General features: G+C 60.7%; 22 protein-coding genes, 1 other RNA gene and 1 pseudogene. 9 read left to right on the plus strand and 15 right to left on the minus strand.

Going from position 1 to position 22,474, the window contains the following annotated elements; genetic code table 11:
• Window position 1 precedes the first annotated feature (1 nt).
• From D3878_RS22780 to trxA, 4 genes are all read right to left on the minus strand, one after another.
• Window positions 2-1,711, minus strand: a complete 1,710-nt coding sequence (locus D3878_RS22780) for a glycosyltransferase (RefSeq protein ID WP_119787546.1) — start codon at window positions 1,709-1,711, stop codon at window positions 2-4.
• 143 nt (window positions 1,712-1,854) lie between these two features.
• Window positions 1,855-2,121 (minus strand): type B 50S ribosomal protein L31, encoded by a 267-nt coding sequence (locus D3878_RS22785; RefSeq protein WP_119787547.1) that lies wholly within the window; start codon window positions 2,119-2,121, stop codon window positions 1,855-1,857.
• 149 nt (window positions 2,122-2,270) lie between these two features.
• Complete coding sequence (rho, locus tag D3878_RS22790) at window positions 2,271-3,536, minus strand: transcription termination factor Rho (protein WP_119787548.1); 1,266 nt, start codon at window positions 3,534-3,536, stop codon at window positions 2,271-2,273.
• Window positions 3,537-3,647: 111 nt separating this feature from the next.
• Entirely contained in the window at window positions 3,648-3,974 is a 327-nt protein-coding gene (trxA, locus tag D3878_RS22795) for a thioredoxin TrxA (RefSeq protein WP_119787549.1), read from the minus strand.
• Window positions 3,975-4,363: 389 nt separating this feature from the next.
• Here trxA and D3878_RS22800 point away from each other — a divergent pair, with 389 nt between their 5' ends.
• The 6 genes from D3878_RS22800 (at window position 4,364) to D3878_RS22825 (ending at window position 9,031) form a co-directional block, all read left to right on the plus strand.
• The gene (locus D3878_RS22800) at window positions 4,364-6,802 is read left to right on the plus strand and encodes a bifunctional diguanylate cyclase/phosphodiesterase (protein ID WP_119787550.1); all 2,439 of its coding nucleotides are present in this window, start codon (window positions 4,364-4,366) and stop codon (window positions 6,800-6,802) included.
• Complete coding sequence (locus tag D3878_RS22805; RefSeq protein WP_338016820.1) at window positions 6,765-7,025, plus strand: DUF904 domain-containing protein; 261 nt, start codon at window positions 6,765-6,767, stop codon at window positions 7,023-7,025. Before D3878_RS22800 ends, D3878_RS22805 begins: the two co-directional genes overlap by 38 nt.
• Window positions 7,022-7,333, plus strand: a complete 312-nt coding sequence (locus D3878_RS22810; protein WP_119787552.1) for a cell division protein ZapA — start codon at window positions 7,022-7,024, stop codon at window positions 7,331-7,333. Before D3878_RS22805 ends, D3878_RS22810 begins: the two co-directional genes overlap by 4 nt.
• 46 nt (window positions 7,334-7,379) lie before the next feature.
• Window positions 7,380-7,560, plus strand: a non-coding RNA gene (gene ssrS, locus D3878_RS22815) — 6S RNA.
• A gap of 177 nt (window positions 7,561-7,737) precedes the next feature.
• Window positions 7,738-8,199: an EVE domain-containing protein gene (locus tag D3878_RS22820; protein ID WP_119787553.1), complete on the plus strand. Its 462-nt coding sequence runs from the start codon at window positions 7,738-7,740 to the stop codon at window positions 8,197-8,199.
• A 28-nt stretch (window positions 8,200-8,227) separates the two neighbouring features.
• On the plus strand, window positions 8,228-9,031 hold the full coding sequence (locus tag D3878_RS22825) for a sulfite exporter TauE/SafE family protein (RefSeq protein ID WP_119787554.1): 804 nt from the start codon (window positions 8,228-8,230) through the stop codon (window positions 9,029-9,031).
• Here D3878_RS22825 and D3878_RS22830 read toward each other — a convergent pair whose 3' ends face one another.
• From D3878_RS22830 to lgt, 4 genes are all read right to left on the minus strand, one after another.
• Entirely contained in the window at window positions 9,032-10,555 is a 1,524-nt protein-coding gene (locus D3878_RS22830; RefSeq protein ID WP_119787555.1) for a malonate--CoA ligase, read from the minus strand.
• Window positions 10,552-11,376 (minus strand): M48 family metallopeptidase, encoded by an 825-nt coding sequence (locus D3878_RS22835; protein ID WP_119787556.1) that lies wholly within the window; start codon window positions 11,374-11,376, stop codon window positions 10,552-10,554. The genes D3878_RS22830 and D3878_RS22835 overlap by 4 nt, the downstream gene beginning before the upstream one ends.
• A gap of 78 nt (window positions 11,377-11,454) precedes the next feature.
• A complete protein-coding gene (locus D3878_RS22840; RefSeq protein ID WP_119787557.1) occupies window positions 11,455-12,228 on the minus strand; it encodes an enoyl-CoA hydratase/isomerase family protein in 774 nt (257 codons plus the stop codon).
• 49 nt (window positions 12,229-12,277) lie between these two features.
• Window positions 12,278-13,093, minus strand: a complete 816-nt coding sequence (gene lgt / locus D3878_RS22845) for a prolipoprotein diacylglyceryl transferase (protein WP_119788096.1) — start codon at window positions 13,091-13,093, stop codon at window positions 12,278-12,280.
• 151 nt (window positions 13,094-13,244) lie between these two features.
• Here lgt and ilvD point away from each other — a divergent pair, with 151 nt between their 5' ends.
• On the plus strand, window positions 13,245-14,918 hold the full coding sequence (gene ilvD, locus D3878_RS22850) for a dihydroxy-acid dehydratase (RefSeq protein WP_119787558.1): 1,674 nt from the start codon (window positions 13,245-13,247) through the stop codon (window positions 14,916-14,918).
• A 64-nt stretch (window positions 14,919-14,982) separates the two neighbouring features.
• On the opposite strand, the gene D3878_RS22855 is transcribed toward ilvD, so the two are convergent.
• Window positions 14,983-15,210 carry a TIGR04438 family Trp-rich protein gene (locus D3878_RS22855; protein ID WP_119788097.1) on the minus strand — a complete coding sequence of 76 codons (228 nt, stop codon included), beginning with the start codon at window positions 15,208-15,210 and terminating at the stop codon, window positions 14,983-14,985.
• Window positions 15,211-15,377: 167 nt separating this feature from the next.
• On the opposite strand from D3878_RS22855, the gene D3878_RS22860 reads away from it, so the two are divergent.
• Window positions 15,378-15,686: a c-type cytochrome gene (locus tag D3878_RS22860; protein ID WP_119787559.1), complete on the plus strand. Its 309-nt coding sequence runs from the start codon at window positions 15,378-15,380 to the stop codon at window positions 15,684-15,686.
• Between the two features lie 60 nt (window positions 15,687-15,746).
• Here the strand turns inward: D3878_RS22860 and D3878_RS22865 are convergent, their stop codons facing one another.
• A complete protein-coding gene (locus D3878_RS22865; RefSeq protein WP_119787560.1) occupies window positions 15,747-16,892 on the minus strand; it encodes a branched-chain amino acid ABC transporter substrate-binding protein in 1,146 nt (381 codons plus the stop codon).
• A 122-nt stretch (window positions 16,893-17,014) separates the two neighbouring features.
• On the opposite strand from D3878_RS22865, the pseudogene D3878_RS24525 reads away from it, so the two are divergent.
• Window positions 17,015-17,160, plus strand: a pseudogene (locus D3878_RS24525) (Lrp/AsnC family transcriptional regulator); the annotation flags it as partial.
• 47 nt (window positions 17,161-17,207) lie between these two features.
• On the opposite strand, the gene D3878_RS22875 reads toward D3878_RS24525, so the two are convergent.
• From D3878_RS22875 to D3878_RS22895, 5 genes are all read right to left on the minus strand, one after another.
• On the minus strand, window positions 17,208-18,527 hold the full coding sequence (locus tag D3878_RS22875) for a D-amino acid dehydrogenase (protein ID WP_119787561.1): 1,320 nt from the start codon (window positions 18,525-18,527) through the stop codon (window positions 17,208-17,210).
• A 136-nt stretch (window positions 18,528-18,663) separates the two neighbouring features.
• A complete protein-coding gene (locus tag D3878_RS22880) occupies window positions 18,664-19,263 on the minus strand; it encodes a hypothetical protein (protein ID WP_119787562.1) in 600 nt (199 codons plus the stop codon).
• Window positions 19,256-19,681, minus strand: coding sequence for a DNA polymerase III subunit chi (locus tag D3878_RS22885; protein WP_119788098.1), 426 nt, complete (start codon window positions 19,679-19,681; stop codon window positions 19,256-19,258). Before D3878_RS22885 ends, D3878_RS22880 begins: the two co-directional genes overlap by 8 nt.
• A gap of 19 nt (window positions 19,682-19,700) precedes the next feature.
• The gene (locus D3878_RS22890) at window positions 19,701-20,339 is read right to left on the minus strand and encodes a glutaredoxin family protein (protein ID WP_119787563.1); all 639 of its coding nucleotides are present in this window, start codon (window positions 20,337-20,339) and stop codon (window positions 19,701-19,703) included.
• Between the two features lie 31 nt (window positions 20,340-20,370).
• The gene (locus D3878_RS22895) at window positions 20,371-22,440 is read right to left on the minus strand and encodes a M3 family metallopeptidase (protein WP_119787564.1); all 2,070 of its coding nucleotides are present in this window, start codon (window positions 22,438-22,440) and stop codon (window positions 20,371-20,373) included.
• Window positions 22,441-22,474 lie beyond the last annotated feature (34 nt).

Below are 22,474 nucleotides of genomic sequence, written 5' to 3' on the forward strand. Positions count from 1 at the left end.
ATTAATCGATACGCCGGTACAGGCGGAAACGTTCGTTGCGGTCAGCGGCGCGGTGGCCTTCCCAGACCAGCCGCCAGGTGACGCCGGAACGCCTGACTTGCTGCTCGGCCTGGCCACGGCTGGTGCCCGGCAGCAGCAGGTAATCGCAAGGCATGCTGTCCAGGCGCGCAAAGGGGGCCAGGCTGAAATAGGCGAAGGAAGCGCGCTGCGCCGGCGTGATGGTGCTGGCGATGCAATTCCGCGGCGGCAGCTCGGCCGCCATTTCACGGGCGACGGTGGCGTAGCTGCGCATGTAATTCCCCCAGGGCAGCCACAGCGTCATCAGCAGCAGCCAGCACAGGATCACGCCGCCGGACGAGAGGACGACCGCGCGCCACAATACCGACGGCCGACGCGAAATGCGCCAGTGCACCAGCAGGATCCAGGCGGCCGTGGCCAGCACTGCGATGAGCAGGGTTGGCAGACTGAATTCCGGCTTGAAACCCGGCGCCAGCTTGAAGGCGTTTTTGGCGAGCTGGGCCGGCCAGCCGGTCTGCTTGGCGATCCAGCCGAGCCAGATGAAGCCGGCGCAGGTGGTCAGGATCATCACCGAGAACCAGTCGACCGCATTGATGGCGCCGCGCTTCATGGTGGGTAGTCCAAAGGCCGCCAGCACCGCCAGCGGTGGCAGCAGCGGCAGCAGGGCGCCTTCATTCGAACGCGGATACAGCAGCGCCAGCGTGGTCAGCATGATGCAGAAAACCAGCGGCAGGGCAATGTGCAGTGGCATGGCCTGTTTGCGCCAGGCATACACTGCCCAGGCGGCGTAGGGCCAGGCCGGCCAGGAAAACCAGATGCCGTTGGACAGCAGGTATTTCAAGGCGTCCCAGCGCGGCAGATTCAGGTGGTCCAGGTTCCACGCCATCCAGTCTTCGATGGGCGAGTCATTGAAAGGTTGCAGCCACTCTGCAGCAATCGCCCAGGAGCCGCCGACGAGCAGCGCGACCGGCAGGCTCAAGCCGAGCAGGCGCAGCGGCAGCTTCCTGGTGCGCGCCAGGTCGAGCGCCGCCATTCCCAGCCACAAGGCCAGCGGCACGACCCAGCCGCGCGTCAGCGCCAGCAGGCCCAGTACCCCGCCCAGCAGCAGTGTGGTGCGACTGGAGCGGTTGTCGAAGTAGCGCGCCGCCGCATACAGCGCCAGCGCCACCATCGACACCTGCAGGGCATTGGCGCTGGTGGAGTGGCTGTGCACCAGCAGACCGAGACAGCCGAGGTAGATCAGTAGCGCACCGTCGGCCAGGGTGCGGCCGTAATCCGTCGGCTCGGGCTGGCCGCCGAACGCCAGCCGCAAGGGCTGGGCTTCGCTGCGGCGTCCCAGCAGGTAGGTGCCGTGCCAGACGGCGAAGGAGCCGAGCAGGAAGAACAGCACCGTTGCCATGCGTGCCGCCAGCGCATCGCCGAGCAGCCAGCCGAACAGCTGGATGCAGACCGCGCCGATCCAGTACGCCAGCGGACCCTCCTGCGGCATCGGCAAGCCGACAATGTGCGGCGAGAGCCAGTCCTGCCAGCCGCCATTGGCCATGCTCCACATGATGCCGAAGCCGGCGGCATCGTCATTTTTCCAGGGATCGCGGCCGATCAGGCCGGACAGGATGTAGAGCAGGCAAAGCAGCAACAGGCCCCAGCGCGGCAGCGCGTTGGTTGCGGAAGCGGGGAGGCGGACGGGCTTCATGGTGCGTGGACGGATCTACTTGTTGTTATGCGGCGCAAGATTGAGCGAATGAGCAGGTGTATTGTGCCGCAAAGTGCCGGCGGGCAGTCATGACGGCATAAAAAAAGGCAGCCGCGGCTGCCTTTTTGTCAGAAGCGGCTGGATCAGCCGGCGACCTGGGTCTTGGAACCGACAGTGCCGAACTTCTTGCGGAACTTGTCGACGCGACCGGCGGTATCGACGATCTTGTGCTTGCCGGTGTAGAACGGGTGCGATTCAGCCGAGACTTCGATCTTCACCAGCGGATAATCCTTGCCTTCGAAATTGATGGTTTCGCGGGTATGGATGGTCGAACGGGTGATGAATTTGAAATCGCAGGAGAGGTCGTGGAAGACGACTTCGCGGTAATCTGGATGGATGCCTTGTTTCATGGTGTTTCCTCTAAAAGTTTGGTAGCCAATCACCACTTCGGCGGTCGCACTGCTTCTTGACCCGATTGTCGATCACTTGCCAGTTGGTAAAGCGCGAAATTATACAATGAAATCATCGGCTTGCGCCGACGATCGCAATTTTCGTGGGCTTAGCTGCCGCCGCGGCGCATCATGTCGAAGAATTCGGCGTTGTTCTTGGTCGCCTTCATCTTGTCGAGGATGAATTCCATCGCCTCGATTTCGTCCATGCCGTACAGCAGCTTGCGCAGGATCCAGATCTTCTGCAATTGATCCGGCTTGATCAGCAATTCTTCGCGACGGGTGCCGGACTTGTTCAGGTTGATGGCTGGATAGACGCGCTTCTCGGCCAGGCGGCGTTCGAGATGCACTTCCATGTTGCCGGTGCCCTTGAATTCTTCGTAGATCACGTCATCCATGCGGCTGCCGGTTTCGATCAGGGCTGTCGCGATGATGGTCAGCGAGCCGCCTTCTTCGATATTGCGCGCGGCGCCGAAGAAACGCTTCGGACGCTGCAATGCATTGGCGTCGACGCCGCCGGTCAGGACCTTGCCGGATGCCGGGATCACGGTATTGTAGGCGCGCGCCAGGCGGGTGATCGAGTCCAGCAGGATCACCACGTCCTTTTTCATTTCCACCAGGCGCTTGGCTTTTTCCAGCACCATTTCGGCGACCTGGACGTGGCGCGTGGCCGGCTCATCGAAAGTCGAGGCCACCACTTCGCCGCGCACCGAGCGCTGCATTTCGGTCACTTCTTCCGGGCGCTCGTCGATCAGCAGCACGATCAGCGTGGTATCCGGATGATTGGTGGTGATGGCATGCGCAATGTGCTGCAGCATCACCGACTTGCCGGACTTCGGCGAAGCCACCAGCAGGCCGCGCTGGCCGCGGCCGATCGGCGCGATCATGTCGATGATGCGGCCGGTGGTGTTTTCCTCGCCGCGCATCTCGCGTTCGAGCGTCATCACCCGGTTCGGATGCAGCGGCGTCAGGTTTTCAAACAGAATTCTGTGTTTCGAGGCTTCCGGCGATTCGCCGTTGACCTTGTCGACCTTCACCAGCGCGAAGTAGCGTTCGCCATCCTTCGGGGTGCGCACTTCGCCTTCGATCGAGTCGCCGGTGTGCAGGTTGAAGCGGCGGATCTGCGACGGCGAAATGTAAATGTCGTCGGTGGACGCCATATAGCTGGCGTCGGGCGAGCGCAGGAAGCCAAAGCCATCCGGCAGGACTTCGAGAGCGCCGTCGCCGAAAATCTGTTCGCCCGATTTGGCGCGTTTTTTCAGGATGGCGAACATCAGTTCCTGCTTGCGCAGGCGGGCCGCGTTGTCGATTTCCAGGCCGATGGCCATCTCGAGCAGCGCGGAAACGTGTAACGCCTTGAGTTCAGATAAATGCATATGTGTATCCCGGGATGGGAAAGTGATCGGTGGGGGAGGGGACTGCGTGGTGTGAATCAGTTAGTCGTTCAGCGGCGATGCGGGCGCATCGCCACCATGCGGTTCAGGATATCAGATATTGCTGTCGATGAAGGCGGTCAGCTGGCCCTTCGCCATTGCGCCAACTTTTTGCGCGGCCGGCTCGCCGTTCTTGAACAGGATCAGGGTCGGGATGCCGCGGATGCCGAACTTGGCCGGCACAGCCTGGTTGGCATCGACATCCATCTTGGCGATCTGGATCTTGCCATCGTATTCCTTGGCGACTTCTTCCAGGATCGGCGCGATCATCTTGCAGGGACCGCACCATTCGGCCCAGAAATCGACCAGGACAGGTTTGTCGGACTTCAGGACGTCCGCTTCAAAGGAGGCATCGGAAATGTATTTGATATTATCGCTCATGGTTTCCTCAGTATGAGGGAAAAAAGAATTATTGTGCGCCAAGCAACCAGTTTTCGCCGGAGTGTGCCTGTTACGCGGCCGGATTACAACGACGAAATGGAGACGCCTTGCGAGAATTCAAACCGTTTGGAGATCCAGCAAGAGGTAATGCGGCGGAAAATTCAATAAATCATAACCGATTTTCAAGAAAAGTGTGCACTTGCCGGATATTTTTAACGATCCTGTACATAAAATAAGCGCCAGCGCAGTAAAAATGACGTGGATTGCCCTGGCAATCTGATGGTCAATTACGACAGGGCTGGCGCTTGAGGCTAGAATGACAAACAAACTACATGATGACATCACGAGATAAACTTTGCCGCCTTGCCTGATCCGGCCAGGCTCACTCCATGGGCATACGCAGCAATTTTCTGACGATACGCATCCGGCTGGCGCTGATCATCCTGGTGGCAGCCTTACCGGCTGCTGGCCTGTTCGTTTTTGAAAGCTGGCAGGCCTATAAGCGCGCCTATGCGGAAGCCGGGAGGAATCTGCTGGAAATGGCGCAATTGGCCGCCAACAACGAGCGCAATATCGTGCAAGGCGTCAATGACTTGCTGACCGCGATCAGCGAGGCGCCGTTCATCCAGAACCGCGACATGCTTGCATGCAATAGTTATCTTGAAAAAATCGGCCGGCGCTACCCACATTACCACGCCTTTTCCATCATTGATCGAAAGGGGAATGTCATTTGCACGGGTAACAAGCTGGCGCCATCGGTCCGCGTGTTCGACCGTCCGTATTTTGACCTGGTGATGCGGGAAAAAAGGTTTGTCGCCGTCGGCTACCTGGTCAGCCGCGTCACCAATATTCCCGGCGTTGCCTTTGCGCTTCCGATCCTTGACAGCGGCCTCGAGCACGGCCGCGTCATCGGCATGGTAGGGACCGCCGTGCGCCTGGAAGCCTTCACTTCGCTGACCCGCGGCTTGGGCGTGCCGTTGGGCGCAAGGGTTTCGATCGTCGATCACCAGGGCGTCGTGCTGGCGACCGAACCCGGACGGCAAGCCGAGGTTGGCAAACCGCTCGCTTCCAATACGCTGCTCGCCAGCCTGTTTTCTGGCAAGCCACAGGTACTGGAAGCTGTCAGTGCCGACGGCGTGGCGCGCCTGTTCGCGATCGCCCCGGCAATGCACGAGGGGCGCGCCGTCTTTTTTACCATTATAGGCCTGGACAAGGCCAGCCTGGCGGCGCCGGCGCTCAAGTCGCTGTCAATCAATCTGACGGCCCTGTTTTCGCTGGCGCTGCTCTCCCTCATTGGCACCTGGGTCGCCAGTAAAAAGCTGTTGATCCGGCCGGTCAAGCAACTCATCGATACGGCGCAGGAGGTGGCTTCCGGAAATCTGCAGGCACGTACCAATCTGACCTACCGCGGCGGGGAAATTGGCGAACTGGCGCACCACTTCGACAACATGACCGCCGCACTGGCGCGTCGCGACAAGGAAATGCGCGCCAGCAGCCAATACATCGAATATCTGGCGCATCACGATGAATTGACCAAGCTGCCCAACCGGCGCTTCCTGCACATGCGCCTGGCACAATGCCTGGAAGACAACCGCAAAACCGGCCACGTGCTGGCGGTCGTGTTCATCGATCTCGACCGCTTTCGCATCATCAACGATTCGCTGGGACATGCGGCTGGCGACCTGTTGCTGGTGGATGTGGCGCACCGCCTGAAGGAAGGCCTGGAAGCGAAAGACCTGGCCGCGCACCTCGGCAGCGATGAATTCGTTTGCGTGCTGACCGGCCTGGCGTCGTTCCGGCAGGCCGCCGTCATTGCGAACAAACTCCGCGACATCCTTTGCCAGGGCTATGTGCTGGCCAACCAGCAAGTCACACTCGGCGCCAGCCTGGGCGTTTGCATGTGCCCGACCGATTGCGAGGATGCCCCGACAGCCGTCAAATATGCCGAAGTGGCGATGCGTACCGCCAAGGAAAGCGGCAGCGGCGTGCAGTTTTTTTCGCGTGAAATCAATGCCGGCGCGATCAGCCGGCTGACCCTGGAAAACGAATTGCGCAAGGCCCTGCAGCAGGGCGAATTCACGCTCTATTACCAGCCCCAGATCGACCTTGCCAGCAACCGCGTGGTCGGCGCCGAAACCCTGATCCGCTGGCAGCATCCGGAAAAAGGCTTGCTGTCGCCCATTACCTTCATCGCCCTGGCGGAAGAAACCCGCCTGATCCTGGAAATTGGCGCATGGACGCTCGATACGGCATGCATGCAAAGCCGCGCCTGGCAAGATGCCGGCTTGCCGCCGATACAAGTCGCCGTCAATGTCTCGGCGCACCAGTTCCGCCAGGCCGGATTCGCCGCGCTGGTGGGCAGGGCGCTGGCGCACAGTGGCCTGGCGGCGAACATGCTGGAGCTGGAAGTCACCGAGAGCGTGTTGCTCAACGATGTCAACAAGAGCCTGACGCAGTTGCAAGCGATGGGGGTCAGCCTGTCCATCGACGATTTCGGTACCGGTTATTCGAGTCTGAGTTACCTGAAAGATTTGCCAATCAATAAGCTCAAGATCGACCAGTCTTTCATCCGCAATATCATGGAAATCCAGGACAACCAGGCGATTACGCGGGCCATCGTTGGCCTGGCCAAAAGCCTCGGCCTGAAAGTGCTTGCTGAAGGTGTCGACAGCGCACAGGCTTGCGAATTTCTGCGGGAATTGGGCTGCGACCAGATCCAGGGCTATTATTTCGGCAAACCCATGCCGGCGGAACAGTTTGCCTTGTTGTTGAAAAAAAGCGCCCAAGTCATTGAATCTATTGACGGCAATTCGCTTGCGCCACTATAGTGACGGGATGATTTCTGATTTTCAACAACTTTCTGCAAAAGTCGGCGAACTGGCGGCGTTGACGCAATCCTTGCGTCTGGAAAATGCCGTTTTGCGCCAGGCAGCGACCGTCCTCGCGGCGGAAAATGCCGAGTTGGAGCGGAAGATGGATGAGGCGCATCAGCGCCTGGCCGTCTTGCTCGAAAGCATTCCAGAGGTAGTGCAAGATAAGGAATCCGCATGATCCAGATCGACGTGACCCTCATGGGCCAAGCCTACAAGCTGGCCTGCAAGGAAGGCGAGGAAGCAAGCCTGCACCAGGCGGTCGCCTATCTGGATGAAAAAATGTGCGCGATCCGCGACGCCGGAAAAATCAAGGGCAATGACCGCATTGCGGTGATCGCGGCGCTGGGCATTGCTGCCGAATTCCTGTCGACCCGTTCGCCCGAGGGACCGCTGTCGAACATGAGCCTGGCCGAAGTCAAGACACAAATTGCAGCGATGCACACCGTCATTGACGGCGCCTTGGCCCCGCAGGAAAATCTTTTTTAACGCGTGCCAAAAGTGTTTGACAAGCCGCACAATTCGGGTAGACTAAAGTCTCCTGCCGTGTTCGCGATTGTCATATATTCCTTGAACCATTTATGTGCATAGGTCGCGGGATTTTGTTCGATGGGCGTGTTTCGTCGCTAGTCCGATGAACCCGAAATTGAACTAACTGTGACCACCTTGAACCGTAAGGTTCGGGATGCCGGCAAAGCGGCACAGGCGGGTCTTTATTCCGAAGCGGTTGCATTCACATGCAACCGCTTTTTTTTATCCTGCAAATTGCGGGACAGAGTTTTTTTCCTTTGCGGGACAGAATCATTGTGATTGGGGACAGAGTTAAGCGAAGCGGTACTCTGTCCCCAACTGATTAAGGTGAAAGTGGTACTCTGTCCCCAACACTATATAAAATGCAGTACTGGCTGATGAAATCCGAGCCGGACGAAGTGAGCATCGACGATGCACTCGCCGCGCCGCAGCAAACCGTCGCCTGGACCGGCGTGCGCAATTACCAGGCGCGCAATTTCATGCGTGATGCCATGCGCATCGGCGATGGCGTCCTGTTCTACCATTCCAGCTGCGCCGAACCCGGCATCGCCGGCCTGGCCGAAGTCGCCAGCACGCCGTATCCCGATCCCACCCAGTTCGACCCCGCCAGCAAGTATCACGACCCCAAGGCGAAGCCGGAGGCGCCGCGCTGGCTGCTGGTGGATGTGCGCGCCGTGCAAAAGTCGCCGATGATTCCGCTAGCCCTCCTGCGTACCCATGCGGAACTGGCCGAGATGCTCATCCTGCAGAAAGGCAGCCGCCTGTCGATCACGCCGGTGACGCCGGCGCAGTGGAACTTCATCACCGGTCACCTGATGAAATGAGTGTTAACGCGCTTGATGAAAGCAAGAGATGGATATCGGATTGATCATTGCGCTGCTGGCGCTGGGGGCCTTTGTCGGATTCGCCGCCGGTTTGCTGGGCGTTGGCGGCGGCATGATACAGGTGCCGTTCATGACCTATATCCTGGCAACCCAGGGCTTCGCCCCCGAGTATGCCGTCCATGTCGCCATCGCCACTTCGCTGGCGACCATCATGTTCACCTCGCTGTCCTCGGTGCGCGCGCATCACAAGCGCGGCGCCGTCCTGTGGCCGGTGGTGGCGCTGCTGGCGCCGGGCATCCTGATCGGCTCCTGGGTCGGTCCCTGGATCGGCGCGCAGATGAATTCCGCGGCACTGGCGGGGTTTTTTGCCATTTTCGTCGCGCTCTCGGCAACCCAGATGCTGATCGACAAGAAGCCGGCGGCCTCGCGCGAATTGCCCAAGGCGCCGGGCATGTTTGCCGCCGGCGGCGCAATCGGCACGCTGGCAGGCCTGGTGGGGGCCGGTGGCGGTTTCGTCTCGGTGCCGTTCATGACCTGGTGTAATGTGAAAATCCACAATGCCGTCGCCACCAGCGCCGCGCTGGGCTTCCCGATCGCCCTGGCAGGCACGCTGTCGAATGTCGTGCAGGGCTGGAATGCGCCAGGCTTGCCGGCCGGCGCGTTCGGTTTCGTCTACCTGCCGGCGCTGGCGGTGATCTCAGCGGCCAGCGTCATCACTGCGCCGCTGGGCGCGAAGACCGCGCACAGCCTGCCGGTCAAGACCCTCAAGAAAGTCTTTGCTTTGATGCTGTATGCGCTGGCCGCCTACATGGCGTACCACGCGCTGAAGTGATTACCCATTCTTGAACTGCTCGCGCAAGACATTTTTTTGCACCTTGCCCATGGTATTGCGCGGCAGGTCGTCGATGAAATGCACGCGCTTGGGCACCTTGAAATTGGCGATCTTCGATTTCAGCAGGGCGATTACCTCTGCTTCCGTCAGCTGCGTGCCGGGCCTGGCGACCACGACGACCGTCACCGCTTCGCCGAAATCCGGGTGCGGCACGCCGATCACCGCCGACTCGACCACGCCGTCGATTTCATCGATGAAGGATTCGATTTCCTTGGGATAGACGTTGTAGCCGCCGGAAATGATCAAATCCTTGCTGCGGCCGACGATGGACAGATAACCCTTGCGGTCGAACTTGCCGACATCGCCGGTCTTGAAAAAGCCGTCCGCGGTGAATTCTTCGCGGGTTTTTTCCGGCATGCGCCAATAGCCGTGGAATACGTTCGGCCCCTTGACCTGGATATCGCCGATTTCGTCGATTTTGCATGGCACGCTGGCGCCGGCAGGCGTGTTCCTGAGTACGCGGATAGTCACGTCCGGCAGCGGCAGGCCAACCGTGCCGCCGATGCGTTCGCCATCGTAGGGGTTGGACGCCTGCATGGTGGTTTCGCTCATGCCGTAGCGCTCCAGGATGGTGTGGCCGGTGCGCCGTTCAAATTCCTTGAAAGTTTCCATCAACAGCGGCGCCGAGCCGGAAATGAACAGGCGCATGTTGGCGCAGGCCGCGCGGTCGAAGGCCGGTTCGGCCAGCAGCCGCACGTAATAGGTTGGCACGCCCATGAAGACCGTGGCCTGCTTCAGGTGGCGCATGACTTCGGCGGCGTCGAATTTGGGCAGGAAGATCATCTTGCTGCCGTTGAGCAGGGCGCCGTGCGAGGCGACGAACAGGCCGTGCACATGGAATAGCGGCAGCGCATGCAGCAATACGTCGCCCGCCTGCCAGCGCCAGTAATCGTGCAACACCAGCGCATTGGATGCCAGGTTGCCGTGGCTGAGCATGGCGCCCTTGCTGCGGCCGGTGGTGCCGGAGGTGTACAGGATCGCCGCCATCTCGTCGGGCAGCTTTTGTGCGGTTGCAAAACTGTCGGGGAAATGATTGGCCCGCTCCAGCAGGCTGCCGTCGCGCGCCTCGCCCAGCGTGAAGACATGCTTCGTGCCGGCCTGGAAGGCGATCTTCGAGACCCAGCCGAAATTGCCCGGCGCGCAGACCATCACGGCCGGTTCGGCATCGTCGATGAAATACTCGATCTCGGCGGCGCGGTAGGCGGTGTTCAGCGGCAGGTAGACAAAGCCGGCTTGCAGCGTCGCCAGGTACAGGATCAGGGCTTCCGGCGATTTCTCGACCTGCACGGCAATGCGCGCATCCGGCGGCAGGTGCAGGCTGGCCAGCAGGTTGGCCATCTTGGCGGTGGCGCGCTCGATGTCGCGCCAGGAGTAATACAGGCCATCATGGGTTTCGATGGCGCAGGCGGATTTGTCCTGCGGGAAGCGCGATTCGAACAGGGCGTAGAGATTGGCGTTCTTCATAAGTGGCTTTTCAGCGCCGCCTCGTACAGCGGCATGACCTTGGGTAGCAATGTAGTGATTTCCTCGATGCGGGTTGCCGGCGCCGGATGGGTGGAGAGGAATTGCGGCGGGGTCTTGTCGCCGGATTCCACCGCCATCTTCTTCCACAGCGTGACCGCCGCTGCCGGATTGTAGCCGGCGCGCGCCGCCAGTTCCAGGCCGATGCTGTCGGCCTCGCTTTCATTCTGCCGCGAGTTCGGCAGCGTAAACAGGTAATGGGAAAACTGGTTGGCCAGGGCGATTTGCTGCTGGCTGCTGTTGGTGGCGATCATGGCGGCGCCGCTCAGGATGTTTTGCGCATAGGCTTGCGAAATCCGTTCGCGGCCGTGTTCGCGCAGGGCGTGGGCGATTTCATGCCCCATGATGGCGGCGATTTCATGGTCGTCCAGCGCCAGCTTGCGGATGATGCCGGTGTAAAAGGTAATCTTGCCGCCGGGCGCGCAGGTGGCGTTGATCACCGGCGCATCGATCAGGGTCAGTTGCCATTGCCAGGCGCGAGTGTCGTCGCGGAAAATGCCGACCTGCCTGCGCAGGCGTGTGGCGATGCGGTCGAGACGTTCGTATTCGGCGCCGGAACTGATCAGCTTGCCTTCTTCTTTCGCCTTCTGGTTCTGCTGCGCATAACTGAGCAGCGCCATTTTTTCCACCGCGTCCGCCGGCACCATCAGGAATTGCTGGCGCGTGACGCCGACCACGCCGGGCCTGGTGCTGGAGGCGCAAGCGAGCAGCAGGCAAGCCAGCATGGCGGTGGCGAACTGTTGCAGGCATCTTTTTATTGACATTGAATTTTCTCCTCATCCCTGGCGTGAGCGCAATGGATCGATATTGCTATTTATCGTTATTTATCGCTACTGATGGCGCTATTTTCCGATAAAAACCGGCCTGGTCTTGTGCAGGAAGGATTGCACGCCTTCGCGATAATCCTGCGTATCCAGGATCGCAAACGCCTCGGCGTATTCCTGTTCGCGCATGGCTTGCGGCTGCGCAGTCAGGCGCCGCACCAACTGCTTGTGCATGCGCGCGGCCAGCGGCGCCCCGCGGGCGATCCGTTCCGCGCTGTTTTGCGCCTCTGCCGGCACATCGTCGACGATACGGTGCAGCAGGCCTTTTTCGCGGGCTTCGGCGGCGCCGAAAACCCGGCCTTCCAGCAAAATTTCCAGGGCAGTGGCGCGGCCGACCAGTTGCAGGAAATGGCGCAATTCGTCCGGCGCCAGCGCAAAGCCCAGGCGGTTGACCGGGATGCCGAAGCGCGCCTGCGGCGCGGCGATGCGCAAATCGCAGGCGCAGGCGATTTCAAGGCCGCCGCCGATGCACACGCCCTCGATCGCGGCAATGGTCGGATGCAGGCATCCGGCGATCGCATCCAGCGCCCGCGCGATGGTGTCGCGATGATAGTGCATGCCTTGCGCCATCGTGCTGCGCATCTGCGGAAATTCCTCGATATCGGCGCCGGCGGCGAAATTGCCCTGGTCGCCGCGCACGATCACGCAGCGCAATTGCTCGTCCTGCGACAGCCGTGCGAAGACCTCGGCCAGCGCCTCCCACATGGCCACACTGACGGCATTGAGCTTGCCGGGATTGGACAGCGTGACGGTGGCGACGGCGTCGCTTCGTTCGAGACGGATTTCTGGCATGGCGCTGGCTCGGTAGGGGGGCGTATGGGGTCGAATGGGGCGGTATGGGTCAGGGAGGGGCGGATGCCGCCTTGCCCGCGCCACGATAGGCAAGCACAAGCAATGCGATGCCCAGCGCAATCATCGGCAGCGACAGCATCTGGCCGGCGGAGATCGTCAGGCCCGCAAAAACGACCTCGTAATCCGGCGTGCGGAAATATTCCGTGAAAAAGCGCGCGCAGCCATACAGCAGCGAGAACATGCCGGATACCGCCATGGCCGGGCGCGGCTTGCGGGCGAACAGCCACAGCACGATGAACAGCAGGACGCCGTCGACGGCCGCCTGGTACAGCGGCGAGGGGTGGCGCGGCAGGTTGTCGACATTGGGCCAGATCATCGCCCAGGGCAGCGTCGCGTCGGCCACGCGTCCGGGCAGTTCGGCATTGATGAAATTGCCAAGGCGTCCGAATGCATAACCGAGCGGCACCATCGGCGCGATGAAGTCCATCACGTCCATCAGCGGGCGGCGCGCCTTGCGGCTCCAGAACCACATGGCAGCCAGCACGCCAAGAAAGCCGCCGTGGAAGGACATGCCGCCCTTCCAGACCGCGAAGATTTCCAGGGGATGGGAAAGATAATAAGCGGGATGGTAGAACAAGACCTCGCCCAGGCGGCCGCCCAGGACCACGCCGAGCACGCCATAGAACAGCATGTCGTCGAGGTCTTGCTTTTTCCAGCCGGCTGCGGCCACATGCGGCTGGCGCATGCGCAGCCGTCCCAGCGCGATGAACTGGGCGAAGGCGGCCAGGTACATCAGGCCATACCAGCGGATCGCCAGCGGGCCGAGTGAAATGGCGATCGGGTCGGGCATCGGGTGTATCAGCATTGGTTCTGCTTTCGTAAAAATTCCGGGGGCGTGCGTTACCGGCGAGGCATTGTCGCATCGCCAGGCCAGGAATGCCTGCATCATATATTTGACACAGGTGGCGGCGCAAGGCACGGTAGCAGACTACACTGGTATTTATTTGGGAGGTAGCATGGCTTTCAACCGTCGTTCCAGGAACATCACCCAGGGCGTGGCGCGCAGTCCGAACCGCGCCATGTATTACGCGCTGGGCTATGAAAAGACCGATTTCGACAAGCCCATGGTCGGTATTGCCAACGGGCATTCCACCATCACTCCCTGCAATTCCGGTCTGCAAAAGCTGGCTGACATTGCCATCAAGGCGATCAAGGACGCCGGCGCCAATCCGCAAGTGTTCGGCACCCCGACCATTTCCGACGGCATGTCGATGGGCACCGAAGGCATGAAGTATTCACTGATTTCGCGCGAAGTGATCGCTGACTGCATTGAAACCGCAGTCAATGGGCAGTGGATGGATGGATGCCTGGTGATTGGTGGCTGCGACAAGAATATGCCGGGCGGCATGATCGCCCTGGCACGCACCAATGTCCCGGGCATTTATGTCTACGGCGGCACCATCAAGCCGGGCCACTGGAAGGGCAAGGATCTGACCATCGTCTCCGCCTTCGAGGCGGTTGGCGAATTCAGCGCCGGGCGCATGTCGCAGGAAGATTTCGACGGCATCGAGCGCAATGCCTGCCCGTCCTCGGGTTCCTGCGGCGGCATGTACACTGCCAACACCATGTCTTCCTCGTTCGAGGCGCTCGGCATGTCGCTGCTCTATTCGTCGACCATGGCCAACCCGGACGATGAAAAGGTCAGCTCGGCGGCCGAATCGGCGCGTGTGCTGGTCGAAGCGATCAAGCGCGACCTGAAGCCGCGCGACATCATCACCCGCAAGTCGATCGAGAATGCGGTGGCCGTGATCATGGCCACGGGCGGTTCGACCAACGCCGTGCTGCATTACCTGGCGATCGCCCATGCCGCCGAAGTGGAGTGGACCCTGGACGATTTCGAACGGCTGCGGCGCCGGGTGCCGGTGATCTGCAACCTCAAGCCATCCGGCGACTATGTCGCCACCGACCTGCACCAGGCCGGCGGCATCCCGCAAGTGATGAAGCTGTTGCTGAATGCCGGCCTCCTGCACGGCGACTGCATCACCATCACCGGTCGCACCATGGCCGAGGAATTGACGAATGTGCCGGATGTGCCGAGTACCGGCCAGGACGTGATCCGCACCCTTGACAAGGCCTTGTACGCAGAGGGCCACCTGGCGATCCTGAAGGGCAACCTGTCGCCGGATGGCTGCGTGGCCAAGATTTCCGGCCTGAAGAATCCGGTGATTACCGGACCGGCGCGCGTATTCGACGACGAATACACCGCCATGGACGCCATCCTGGGCGACAGGATCAAGGCCGGCGACGTGCTGGTATTGCGCTACCTGGGGCCCAAGGGCGGGCCCGGCATGCCGGAAATGCTGGCGCCGACTTCGGCCATCATCGGCAAGGGCCTGGGCGAGTCGGTCGGTTTTATCACCGATGGCCGTTTCTCGGGCGGCACCTGGGGCATGGTGGTCGGTCATGTGACGCCGGAAGCCTATGTTGGCGGCACGATTGCGCTGGTACAGGAAGGCGATTCGATCACCATCGACGCCCGCCACCAGTTGATCCAGCTGAACGTCGCGGATGCGGAACTGGCGCAGCGCCGCGCCGCCTGGAAGGCGCCTGTGCCAAGGTATACGCGCGGCGTGCTGGCCAAGTTTGCGGCGCTGGCCGGACCGGCCAGCAAGGGCGCAGTAACCGACTGAGGACTATTGCCGGAAATGCAAAAGGCCGGAGCGATCCGGCCTTTTTGATTGATTATTCAGGATGTCAGCGCTTCTTGGTGTCGAATGCTTTTTTTACCCGTTCCTGGCGTTGTTTTTCAAGCTGCTCATGGGCCTTTTGCTTGTCGAGACCGAATATCCGCTCAAGGAATTCGAACCAGATGAAAACGGCAAAAAACAAGCCAATGATCCACCACCACGACAGATCGGCGACAAACGCCACTTCAAAATACTTCAGGGCCGATAGCACTACGATAAGAATAATGGCGGGCATGATGTTCTCCTTGCCGCACAGCATAAAGGGGAATGCCGGATGCGGTCAATTGATCTTGACATGCCGCTTGTCAACCCCGGTGGCCTGGGCTGCGTTGTGGCGACAAAGGCTGTATATTGACACTCTTCAAGATCTATAATGTGTTCATTGTCTAAATGGAGAAAATCATGAAATCTTCCCTGTTGCTGGGCTTTGCAGTGATGGCGCTTGGCTCCAATGCTGCGCTGGCCAATGCCGATCTGGCCAAGGCAAAAAACTGCATGGCTTGCCACACGGTCGCCACCAAGTTGATCGGTCCGGGCTTCAAGGAAGTCGCCGTCAAGTACGCCGGCCAGAAAGATGCCGAAGACAAGCTGGTGAAAAAGGTCATGAAGGGTAGTAGCGGCGCCTGGGGCACGGCGGTCATGCCGGCCAACCCGCAAGTCAGCGAAGCCGAAGCGCATACGCTGGTGAAGTGGGTGTTGACGCAGAAGTAAGCAAACCGCTCATACAAAAAAAGCGCTCATTCGAGCGCTTTTTTATGCGTGTTCCTGGGCTTATTTGACGACCGCGATCTTTTCCTTCTTGCCGGCCTTGTAGGTGTACAGGGTCAATGCGCCATCCTTGATGTCACCCTTGGCATCGAACTCGATCTTGCCGCTGACGCCATCGTGACGGATCTTCGCCAGCACCGGCAGGTACTTGGCCGGCTCGGCCGAATCGGCCTTTTGCATGGCGGCGGCCATGGTCATGGTGGCATCGTACACATAGGGCGCGTACAGCTGCACGTTCTGGTTGAACTTCTTCTTGTAGCGTTCGACGAAGGCATCCATCACCTTTTGCTGCTCGCCCGTGACGCCGCCGGCTTCGGCGCACACCACCTGGCCATCGCTCATGCCGTCGCCGGCAAGCTTGGGGATGGCGTCGGTGCAGATGCCGTCGCCGCCCATCATCTTGGCGTTGATGCCCAGTTGCTTCATCTGCCGCAGCATCGGTCCGGCGACGTTATCCATGCCGCCAAAAAAGATCACGTCCGGCTTCCTGGCCTTGATTGCGGTCAGGATCGCGAGGAAATCGGTGGCCTTGTCGGTGGTGTACTGTTGCGAGGCGATCTTGCCGCCGGCGGCCTTGACCGCTTTGGCGAATTCGGTGGCGACGCCTTCGCCGTAGGCGGTGCGGTCATCGATCACGGCAATGCTTTTCGCCTTGAGGGTCTGGACGGCATACTTGCCGAGCGTGCCGCCGAGCTGGCCATCGTTGGCGACCACGCGGAATGTGGTTTTGTAGCCTTGCTGGGTATATTTCGGATTGGTGGCCGAGGGCGATATCTGCGGGATGCCGGCTTCGGCATAGATCTTCGAGGCCGGGATGGTGGTGCCCGAATTCAGGTGGCCGATGACGCCGTTGACCTTGGCATCGACCAGCTTTTGCGCCACAGCCGTGCCCTGTTTCGGGTCGGCTGCGTCGTCTTCCGCCAGCAACTGGAACTTGACCTTCTTGCCGCCGATGCTGATACCCTTGGCGTTCAATTCCTCGATTGCCATGATGGCGCCATTGGTATTGTCACGGCCGAAGTGGGCCTGGCCACCCGACATTGGCGAAACATGGCCGATCTTGACCACGGCTTCCTGGGCGACGGCGGTTCCGGCAAAAGCGAATACAATCGCAGCACACAGCGGGGTCAATCCTGATTTGCATTGCATGGACACTCTCCTGGGTTTGAAGGGAAAACGGACTTACGGATGCGAATAGGCAAAAAGGTACAGCATTCGGATGGCTTCGCAAAGATATTTTGTGTCGTTTTTATTACATTTTTTCTTTTTCTATGGCCAAGTTCCACACACTCGACAAGCTGGATCGCATTTGCTGAATTTGCTGCAGAAGGATAATCAGCTCCCGACCCGGGTGCTGGCGGAAAAAGTGCATGTCTCCCAGCCGACCTGCCCGCGCCGCCTTCGACGAGAAGGCGGCGGAGGAGCGGGTGCGGGTGGGCAAATAGGCAGGACAGACCGCGACGATCAGGCGGAGGTCGAGGCGATCTGTGTAATGGCGGGAGTGGGCCGACGGCGCGGCATGCCGGTGAAACCGAAATCCACTTCCGGTATCCGTCCCGAAACGATCTCGGCGATCGCCCGGCCAGAGCCGCAGCCCATGGTCCAGCCGAGCGTGCCATGACCGGTATTGAGGAACAGGTTGGCGAAGCGGGTCTTGCCGATGTAGGGCACGTTGGACGGCGTCAGTGGGCGCAGGCCGCTCCAGTAGCTCGGATTGGCATAGTCGCAGGCCGTGGGGAACAGTTCGCGCGTGCGCCGGGTGATGGCTTCGCAACGGGTCGTGTTCAACTCGCGGGTATAGCCATTCAGTTCGCACGTGCCGGCCACGCGCAGGCGGTTGCCCAGGCGTGAAATCACCAACTTGTGGCCGTCGTCGGTGAGCGAAACAGTCGGTGCCGCCGCCGGATCGAGCACCTGGTAGGTCGCCGAATAGCCCTTGCCGGGATAGATCATGAGGTCGACGCCGAGCGGTTTCAGCAGCGGCACCGAGAAGCTGCCCATGGCCATCACGAAGGCATCGGCGCGCAGCACGCGGTGGCGGCCCTGGCCATCGATGATTTCCACGCCGCTCACCCGCGCCGAAGCGCCCGTGCCTTCGGTCAAGAGGCGCGTGACCGTGCTGTTGAACTGGAAATCGACGCCGGCTTCGGCCGCCTTTGCGGCCAGGCCGGTGGTGAACTTGTAGACATCGCCCGATTCATCGGTGGCGGTAAAGTCGCCGCCGACGATCTTGTCGCGCGTGGCGGCCAGCGCCGGCTCGATCCGCACCACTTCATCGGCATCGATGGTTTCGCGCGGGCAGCCGAGATCGCGCATGAGTTTTGCGGCAGGCTGCGCTTCCTCGAATTCCTTCTGGTCGGTGTAAAAGTGCAGGATGCCCCTGGTCAGGCAATCGTAATCGATGCCGGTCTCGGCGCGCACCGCCTGCAAGGTCTGGCGGCTGTATTCGGCGATGGCGACGATCTGGCGGATATTGTCATTGGTGCGGGCCGCCGTGCATTCGCGCAGGAAGTGCATGCCCCAGCGCCATTGCAGCCATTCCGGGCGGAAGCGATACAGCAGCGGGGCATCTTCCTGGCCCAGCCACTTGAGGATTTTCAGCGGCGCGGCAGGATTGGCCCAGGGTTCGGCGTGCGAAACCGAAATCTGGCAGCCATTGGCAAAGCTGGTTTCCTGGGCGGCGCCGGGCTGGCGTTCCAGTACCGTGACTTCATGTCCGGCTTTTTGCAGGAACCAGGCGGAAGCGGTACCGATGATACCCGAACCGAGGACAATGACTTTCATGGCAATTTCCGTTTAGCGATGCTGAGATTGTAGAAAAGGAAAGGTTTTCTGGGTATTCAAATCAGCACCGAAAATATTTATTTATATATATGAAAATTATAATTATGTTTAAAAATAAAAGAATTTTCAGATTTATTTATTTTTTTGTTGATTGCAAGCGCGAAACTTCCTGCGCCACTGCGCGTGTCACCATATCGGTCAGGGTTTCATGCAAGCCACGCTTGATTTCCGCCGCCAGCGCGTCGATTGCGCTATCGACCACGTCGGTCAGGGCGTTGCGCACCCGATGGTCGAGCACGAAATCGATACGGCCAAGCACCTGGCGCGTGATGCGCTGGCGCAGTTCGCTTTCCAGTTCGCCCAGTTCGGCGTCGCTCCAGGCGCTGGCAGCCTGTTCAGTTGGCGCGTTGGCTGGGGGGCTTGCCTGCGGCGCCGCTTCTGTTCGGGCGACCGGCTGTGCTTCCTCAGGCGCAAGCGCCAAGGGGGAGGCATCGGGGGCTGCCGGTGCAGGAGCGGGCGCCGGGGCCGGCTCGCACGCGTCATTTGCTGACACTGGGGCAGGGGCCGCTGCCGGAACGTCAGGCAGTCTGGCCACCGCAGGCGGTGTGAAGGGTGCCGCTGGCTTTGCCTGCGTCGCATTGGCTGTGACGGCGGGACTGCCGTCCTCGGACCTGGCCTGCGGGCCGATGACTTCGGTCAGGAGCGGGATGCCTTGGTCGGCCGGAGGATTATTCATGCGATTCGGCGGGGAAGTGATTCAATTGGTAACCCTGCTTCCTGTAGTAGCTGTAGCGCGTACGGCCGGCTACGGCATCGGCATCGTCGGCGCCGACAATTTCGATCAGGCGCTCGAAGCGGGCAAAATGCGCCGGCAGCGTGCCGGACAGGTTGATCAGGATCTGGTGGTGCGGCAGTTCGACTGCATCGTCATCGGTCAGGATCACCGGCGTCTGTGCCGCGAGGGCATCGCTGGCTTGCACATGTGGCAGGAAATCGGCTTCGGAAAAGGTCCACAGGGCGGCGTCGACCGCCGCCAAGTCCTGACGGTTCGCCATCAGCACGATCTTGCTGTTGGCGGCACGCGCCTTGCGTACCAGGCGGCAGGCGTACTGGAACTTGTCAGGGACATTGCTGTGGAAATCGATGCGTGTCATGGCAACAGGGGGCAACAGGTCAAAAACGGAATCCCGGCGGCGCATTACCGGTTGCCGGCGGCGCGCTTTGGGTGCTGTGAGTGCTGGTTTCGGCGGCGCTGCCGGCAGCCGGCTGGCCGCGCTGCGCAGTTTGTTCCACCTTGGCCCTGGGCGCGACGGCTTCGGTCGCCGGCTGGCGGTAAGTCTTCGGCAGCATGCTGCTTTCCGGGTAGCCGGCGGCGGACAGCGCCGAGCCCCAGGCGTCGCTTGCAAATCCGGCCTGCTTGTTGCGGCCGATGGTCAGGACCGGCAGACGGCTTTGGCTGGTCAGTTGCTTCAGGCGGGCGATATCCTCGTTGCTGGTGACGGTTTTTTCGGCAAACGGCACGCCGCGCTGCTTAAGATAGCTGCGGCCCTCGTCGCAGGGTTCGCACTTTTCACCGGTGTAGAGCGTGACCGGATGGTTGCGCGCGGCTTGCGCCAGTTCGTAGGGCAGCGCGGCGGTGCTGGCCGCGCCATCGCTCAAGTCCTTTTGCTCGACCTGTTTGGCGCTTTTGGGAGGCGGCACATCGCTATAGGTCACCTTGCCGTCCGGGCCGACCCACTTGTACAACTGGGCATGGGCAGCCCCCGCGGCCAGCAGCAATGCCATGACAAAAAACGATGCTATCGGTCTCATTACGCCTCCTTGTTTTGCCTTTGGTTTTATTTTACGCGTTCATGCCATTATGCCGCAGCAGCGCGTCGATATTCGGTTCCCGGCCGCGGTAAGCCATGAAGGATTCCAGCGCCGGGCGCGAGCCGCCCATTGCCAGCACTTCCTGCGAAAACTTCAGGCCGGCTTCGCTCGACAGCACATTGCCGGTGGCTTCGCTGGCTTCCTCGAACATGCTGTAGGCGTCGGCCGACAGGACTTCCGCCCATTTGTAGCTATAGTAACCCGCCGAATAGCCGCCGGCAAAGATGTGGCCGAAGGAGTGCTGGAAACGGTTGAATGCCGGCGGCAGCACGACCGCCACCCGTTGACGCACTTCGTCGACGACTGCCTGCACGGATTTGCCGCTGTTGGGGTCGTAGTCGTAATGCAGGTGCATGTCGAACAGCGAGAACTCGACCTGGCGCAGCATTTGCAGGCCGGCCTGGAAGTTTTTCGCGGCGATCATCTTGTCGAACAGGGCGCGCGGCAGCGGCGCGCCGGTGTGCGCATGCGAAGTCATGTGCTGCAGCACTTCCCATTCCCAGCAAAAGTTTTCCATGAATTGCGAGGGCAGTTCGACGGCATCCCATTCCACGCCGGCGATGCCGGCCACGCCGAGGTCATCGACCTCGGTCAGCATGTGGTGCAGGCCGTGGCCGAATTCATGGAACAGGGTGATGACTTCATCGTGGGTAAACAGGGCGGGGCGCTGCTGGCCGTCGACCGTCACCGGTTCGCTGAAATTGCAGGTCAGGTAAGCCACCGGCGTCTGGATGCGGTCGGCCAGCTTGCGGCGGCCGCGCGCGTCGTCCATCCAGGCGCCGCCGCGCTTGCCATTGCGCGCATACAGGTCGAGGTAGAACTGGCCGAGCAGCGCGCCATCCTTTTCGATGCGGAAGAATTTCACGTCCGGCTGCCACACCGGCGCGCTGTCGGGCCTGATGTCGACTTCGAAGAGTGTTTGCACCACGCGGAACAGGCCTTCGATGACTTTCGGCTCGGGGAAGTATTCCTTGACCTCCTGCTCGGAGAACGCATAGCGTTTTTCGCGCAGCTTTTCCGAGGCGTACGCCATGTCCCAGGCTTCCAGCGACGCCAGGCCGAGTTCGTCGCGGGCGAAGCTGCGCAGCTCGGTCAGGTCTTTATCGGCGAAGGGCCGCGCGCGCTGCGCCAGGTCTTCCAGGAAGCCGATCACGTGTTGCGGCGACTCCGCCATTTTCGGCACCAGCGATACTTCGGCAAAGTTCTTGTATTCGAGAATCGCCGCTTCCTCGGCACGCAACCTCAGCAGTTCGACGATGTTTTGCGTGTTGTCCCATTCAGCTTTGGCGCCGAGTTCGGATGCCTTGGTGGCATTGGCGCGGTAGATGGTCTCGCGCAGGGCGCGGCTGTCAGCGTATTGCAGCAGCGGGAAGTAAGAAGGAAAGTGCAGGGTGAACTTGAAGCCACCCTTGCCATCCTTTTCGGCGGCAGCTTTCGCTGCCTGCTTCACGTCCTCCGGCAAGCCGGCCAGCTCGGCTTCGGTCTCGACGAACAGGGCATAGTCATTGGTGGCGTCCAGGACGTTTTCGGAAAAGCGCGTGGAAATGGCGGCGTGCTGTTCCTGGATTTCGGCAAAGCGCGGCTTCTTGTCTTCGGCCAGCTCGGCGCCGCCCAGGCGGAAGTCGCGCACGGCATTTTCGATGATCTTTTTACGCGCCGATGACAGCGCGGCGAAACCGGGGCCGCTCTGCAGCGCCTTGTATTTTTCGAACAGGGCCAGGCTTTGCGACAGCGCAGTCCAGAATTCGGTCACCTTGGGCTGGTTTTCATTGTAGGCGGCGCGCAGTTCGGGCGTGTCAACCACGGCGTTGAGGTGGCCGACCACGCCCCAGGCGCGGCCCAGCTTTTCAGTCGAGTTTTCCAGCGGTTCGACGAAATTTTCCCAGTTGACCTGTGCCATCGGCGCTTCCAGCTGTGCGACCACGGCGCGGTTTTCTTCAATCAAGGCATCGATGGCGGGCGTGACGTGCTCCGGCTTGATCGCGTCAAAGTGCGGCAGGTCGGAAAAGTCGAGCAGGGGATTGGTGGCGTCGGAATTCATGGCAGCACTTTCATATAGTGTTGGGGACAGAGTA

The organism is Noviherbaspirillum sedimenti (genome assembly GCF_003590835.1).
Lineage (GTDB): Bacteria > Pseudomonadota > Gammaproteobacteria > Burkholderiales > Burkholderiaceae_D > Paucimonas > Paucimonas sedimenti.

Bases quoted from the DNA above. Each gene is read 5' to 3' on its own strand.
- D3878_RS22890 (WP_119787563.1), bottom strand. From the start codon at position 20,339: ATGAGACCGATAGCATCGTTTTTTGTCATGGCATTGCTGCTGGCCGCG.
- D3878_RS22840 (WP_119787557.1), bottom strand. From the start codon at position 12,228: ATGCCAGAAATCCGTCTCGAACGAAGCGACGCCGTCGCCACCGTCACG.
- D3878_RS22800 (WP_119787550.1), top strand. From the start codon at position 4,364: ATGGGCATACGCAGCAATTTTCTGACGATACGCATCCGGCTGGCGCTG.
- D3878_RS22860 (WP_119787559.1), top strand. From the start codon at position 15,378: ATGAAATCTTCCCTGTTGCTGGGCTTTGCAGTGATGGCGCTTGGCTCC.
- D3878_RS22880 (WP_119787562.1), bottom strand. From the start codon at position 19,263: ATGAATAATCCTCCGGCCGACCAAGGCATCCCGCTCCTGACCGAAGTC.
- D3878_RS22820 (WP_119787553.1), top strand. From the start codon at position 7,738: ATGCAGTACTGGCTGATGAAATCCGAGCCGGACGAAGTGAGCATCGAC.
- D3878_RS22855 (WP_119788097.1), bottom strand. From the start codon at position 15,210: ATGCCCGCCATTATTCTTATCGTAGTGCTATCGGCCCTGAAGTATTTT.
- D3878_RS22865 (WP_119787560.1), bottom strand. From the start codon at position 16,892: ATGCAATGCAAATCAGGATTGACCCCGCTGTGTGCTGCGATTGTATTC.
- rho (WP_119787548.1), bottom strand. From the start codon at position 3,536: ATGCATTTATCTGAACTCAAGGCGTTACACGTTTCCGCGCTGCTCGAG.
- D3878_RS22830 (WP_119787555.1), bottom strand. From the start codon at position 10,555: ATGAAGAACGCCAATCTCTACGCCCTGTTCGAATCGCGCTTCCCGCAG.
- D3878_RS22835 (WP_119787556.1), bottom strand. From the start codon at position 11,376: ATGTCAATAAAAAGATGCCTGCAACAGTTCGCCACCGCCATGCTGGCT.
- D3878_RS22895 (WP_119787564.1), bottom strand. From the start codon at position 22,440: ATGAATTCCGACGCCACCAATCCCCTGCTCGACTTTTCCGACCTGCCG.
- D3878_RS22780 (WP_119787546.1), bottom strand. From the start codon at position 1,711: ATGAAGCCCGTCCGCCTCCCCGCTTCCGCAACCAACGCGCTGCCGCGC.
- trxA (WP_119787549.1), bottom strand. From the start codon at position 3,974: ATGAGCGATAATATCAAATACATTTCCGATGCCTCCTTTGAAGCGGAC.
- D3878_RS22825 (WP_119787554.1), top strand. From the start codon at position 8,228: ATGGATATCGGATTGATCATTGCGCTGCTGGCGCTGGGGGCCTTTGTC.
- D3878_RS22810 (WP_119787552.1), top strand. From the start codon at position 7,022: ATGATCCAGATCGACGTGACCCTCATGGGCCAAGCCTACAAGCTGGCC.
- D3878_RS22875 (WP_119787561.1), bottom strand. From the start codon at position 18,527: ATGAAAGTCATTGTCCTCGGTTCGGGTATCATCGGTACCGCTTCCGCC.
- D3878_RS22885 (WP_119788098.1), bottom strand. From the start codon at position 19,681: ATGACACGCATCGATTTCCACAGCAATGTCCCTGACAAGTTCCAGTAC.
- ilvD (WP_119787558.1), top strand. From the start codon at position 13,245: ATGGCTTTCAACCGTCGTTCCAGGAACATCACCCAGGGCGTGGCGCGC.
- lgt (WP_119788096.1), bottom strand. From the start codon at position 13,093: ATGCTGATACACCCGATGCCCGACCCGATCGCCATTTCACTCGGCCCG.
- D3878_RS22785 (WP_119787547.1), bottom strand. From the start codon at position 2,121: ATGAAACAAGGCATCCATCCAGATTACCGCGAAGTCGTCTTCCACGAC.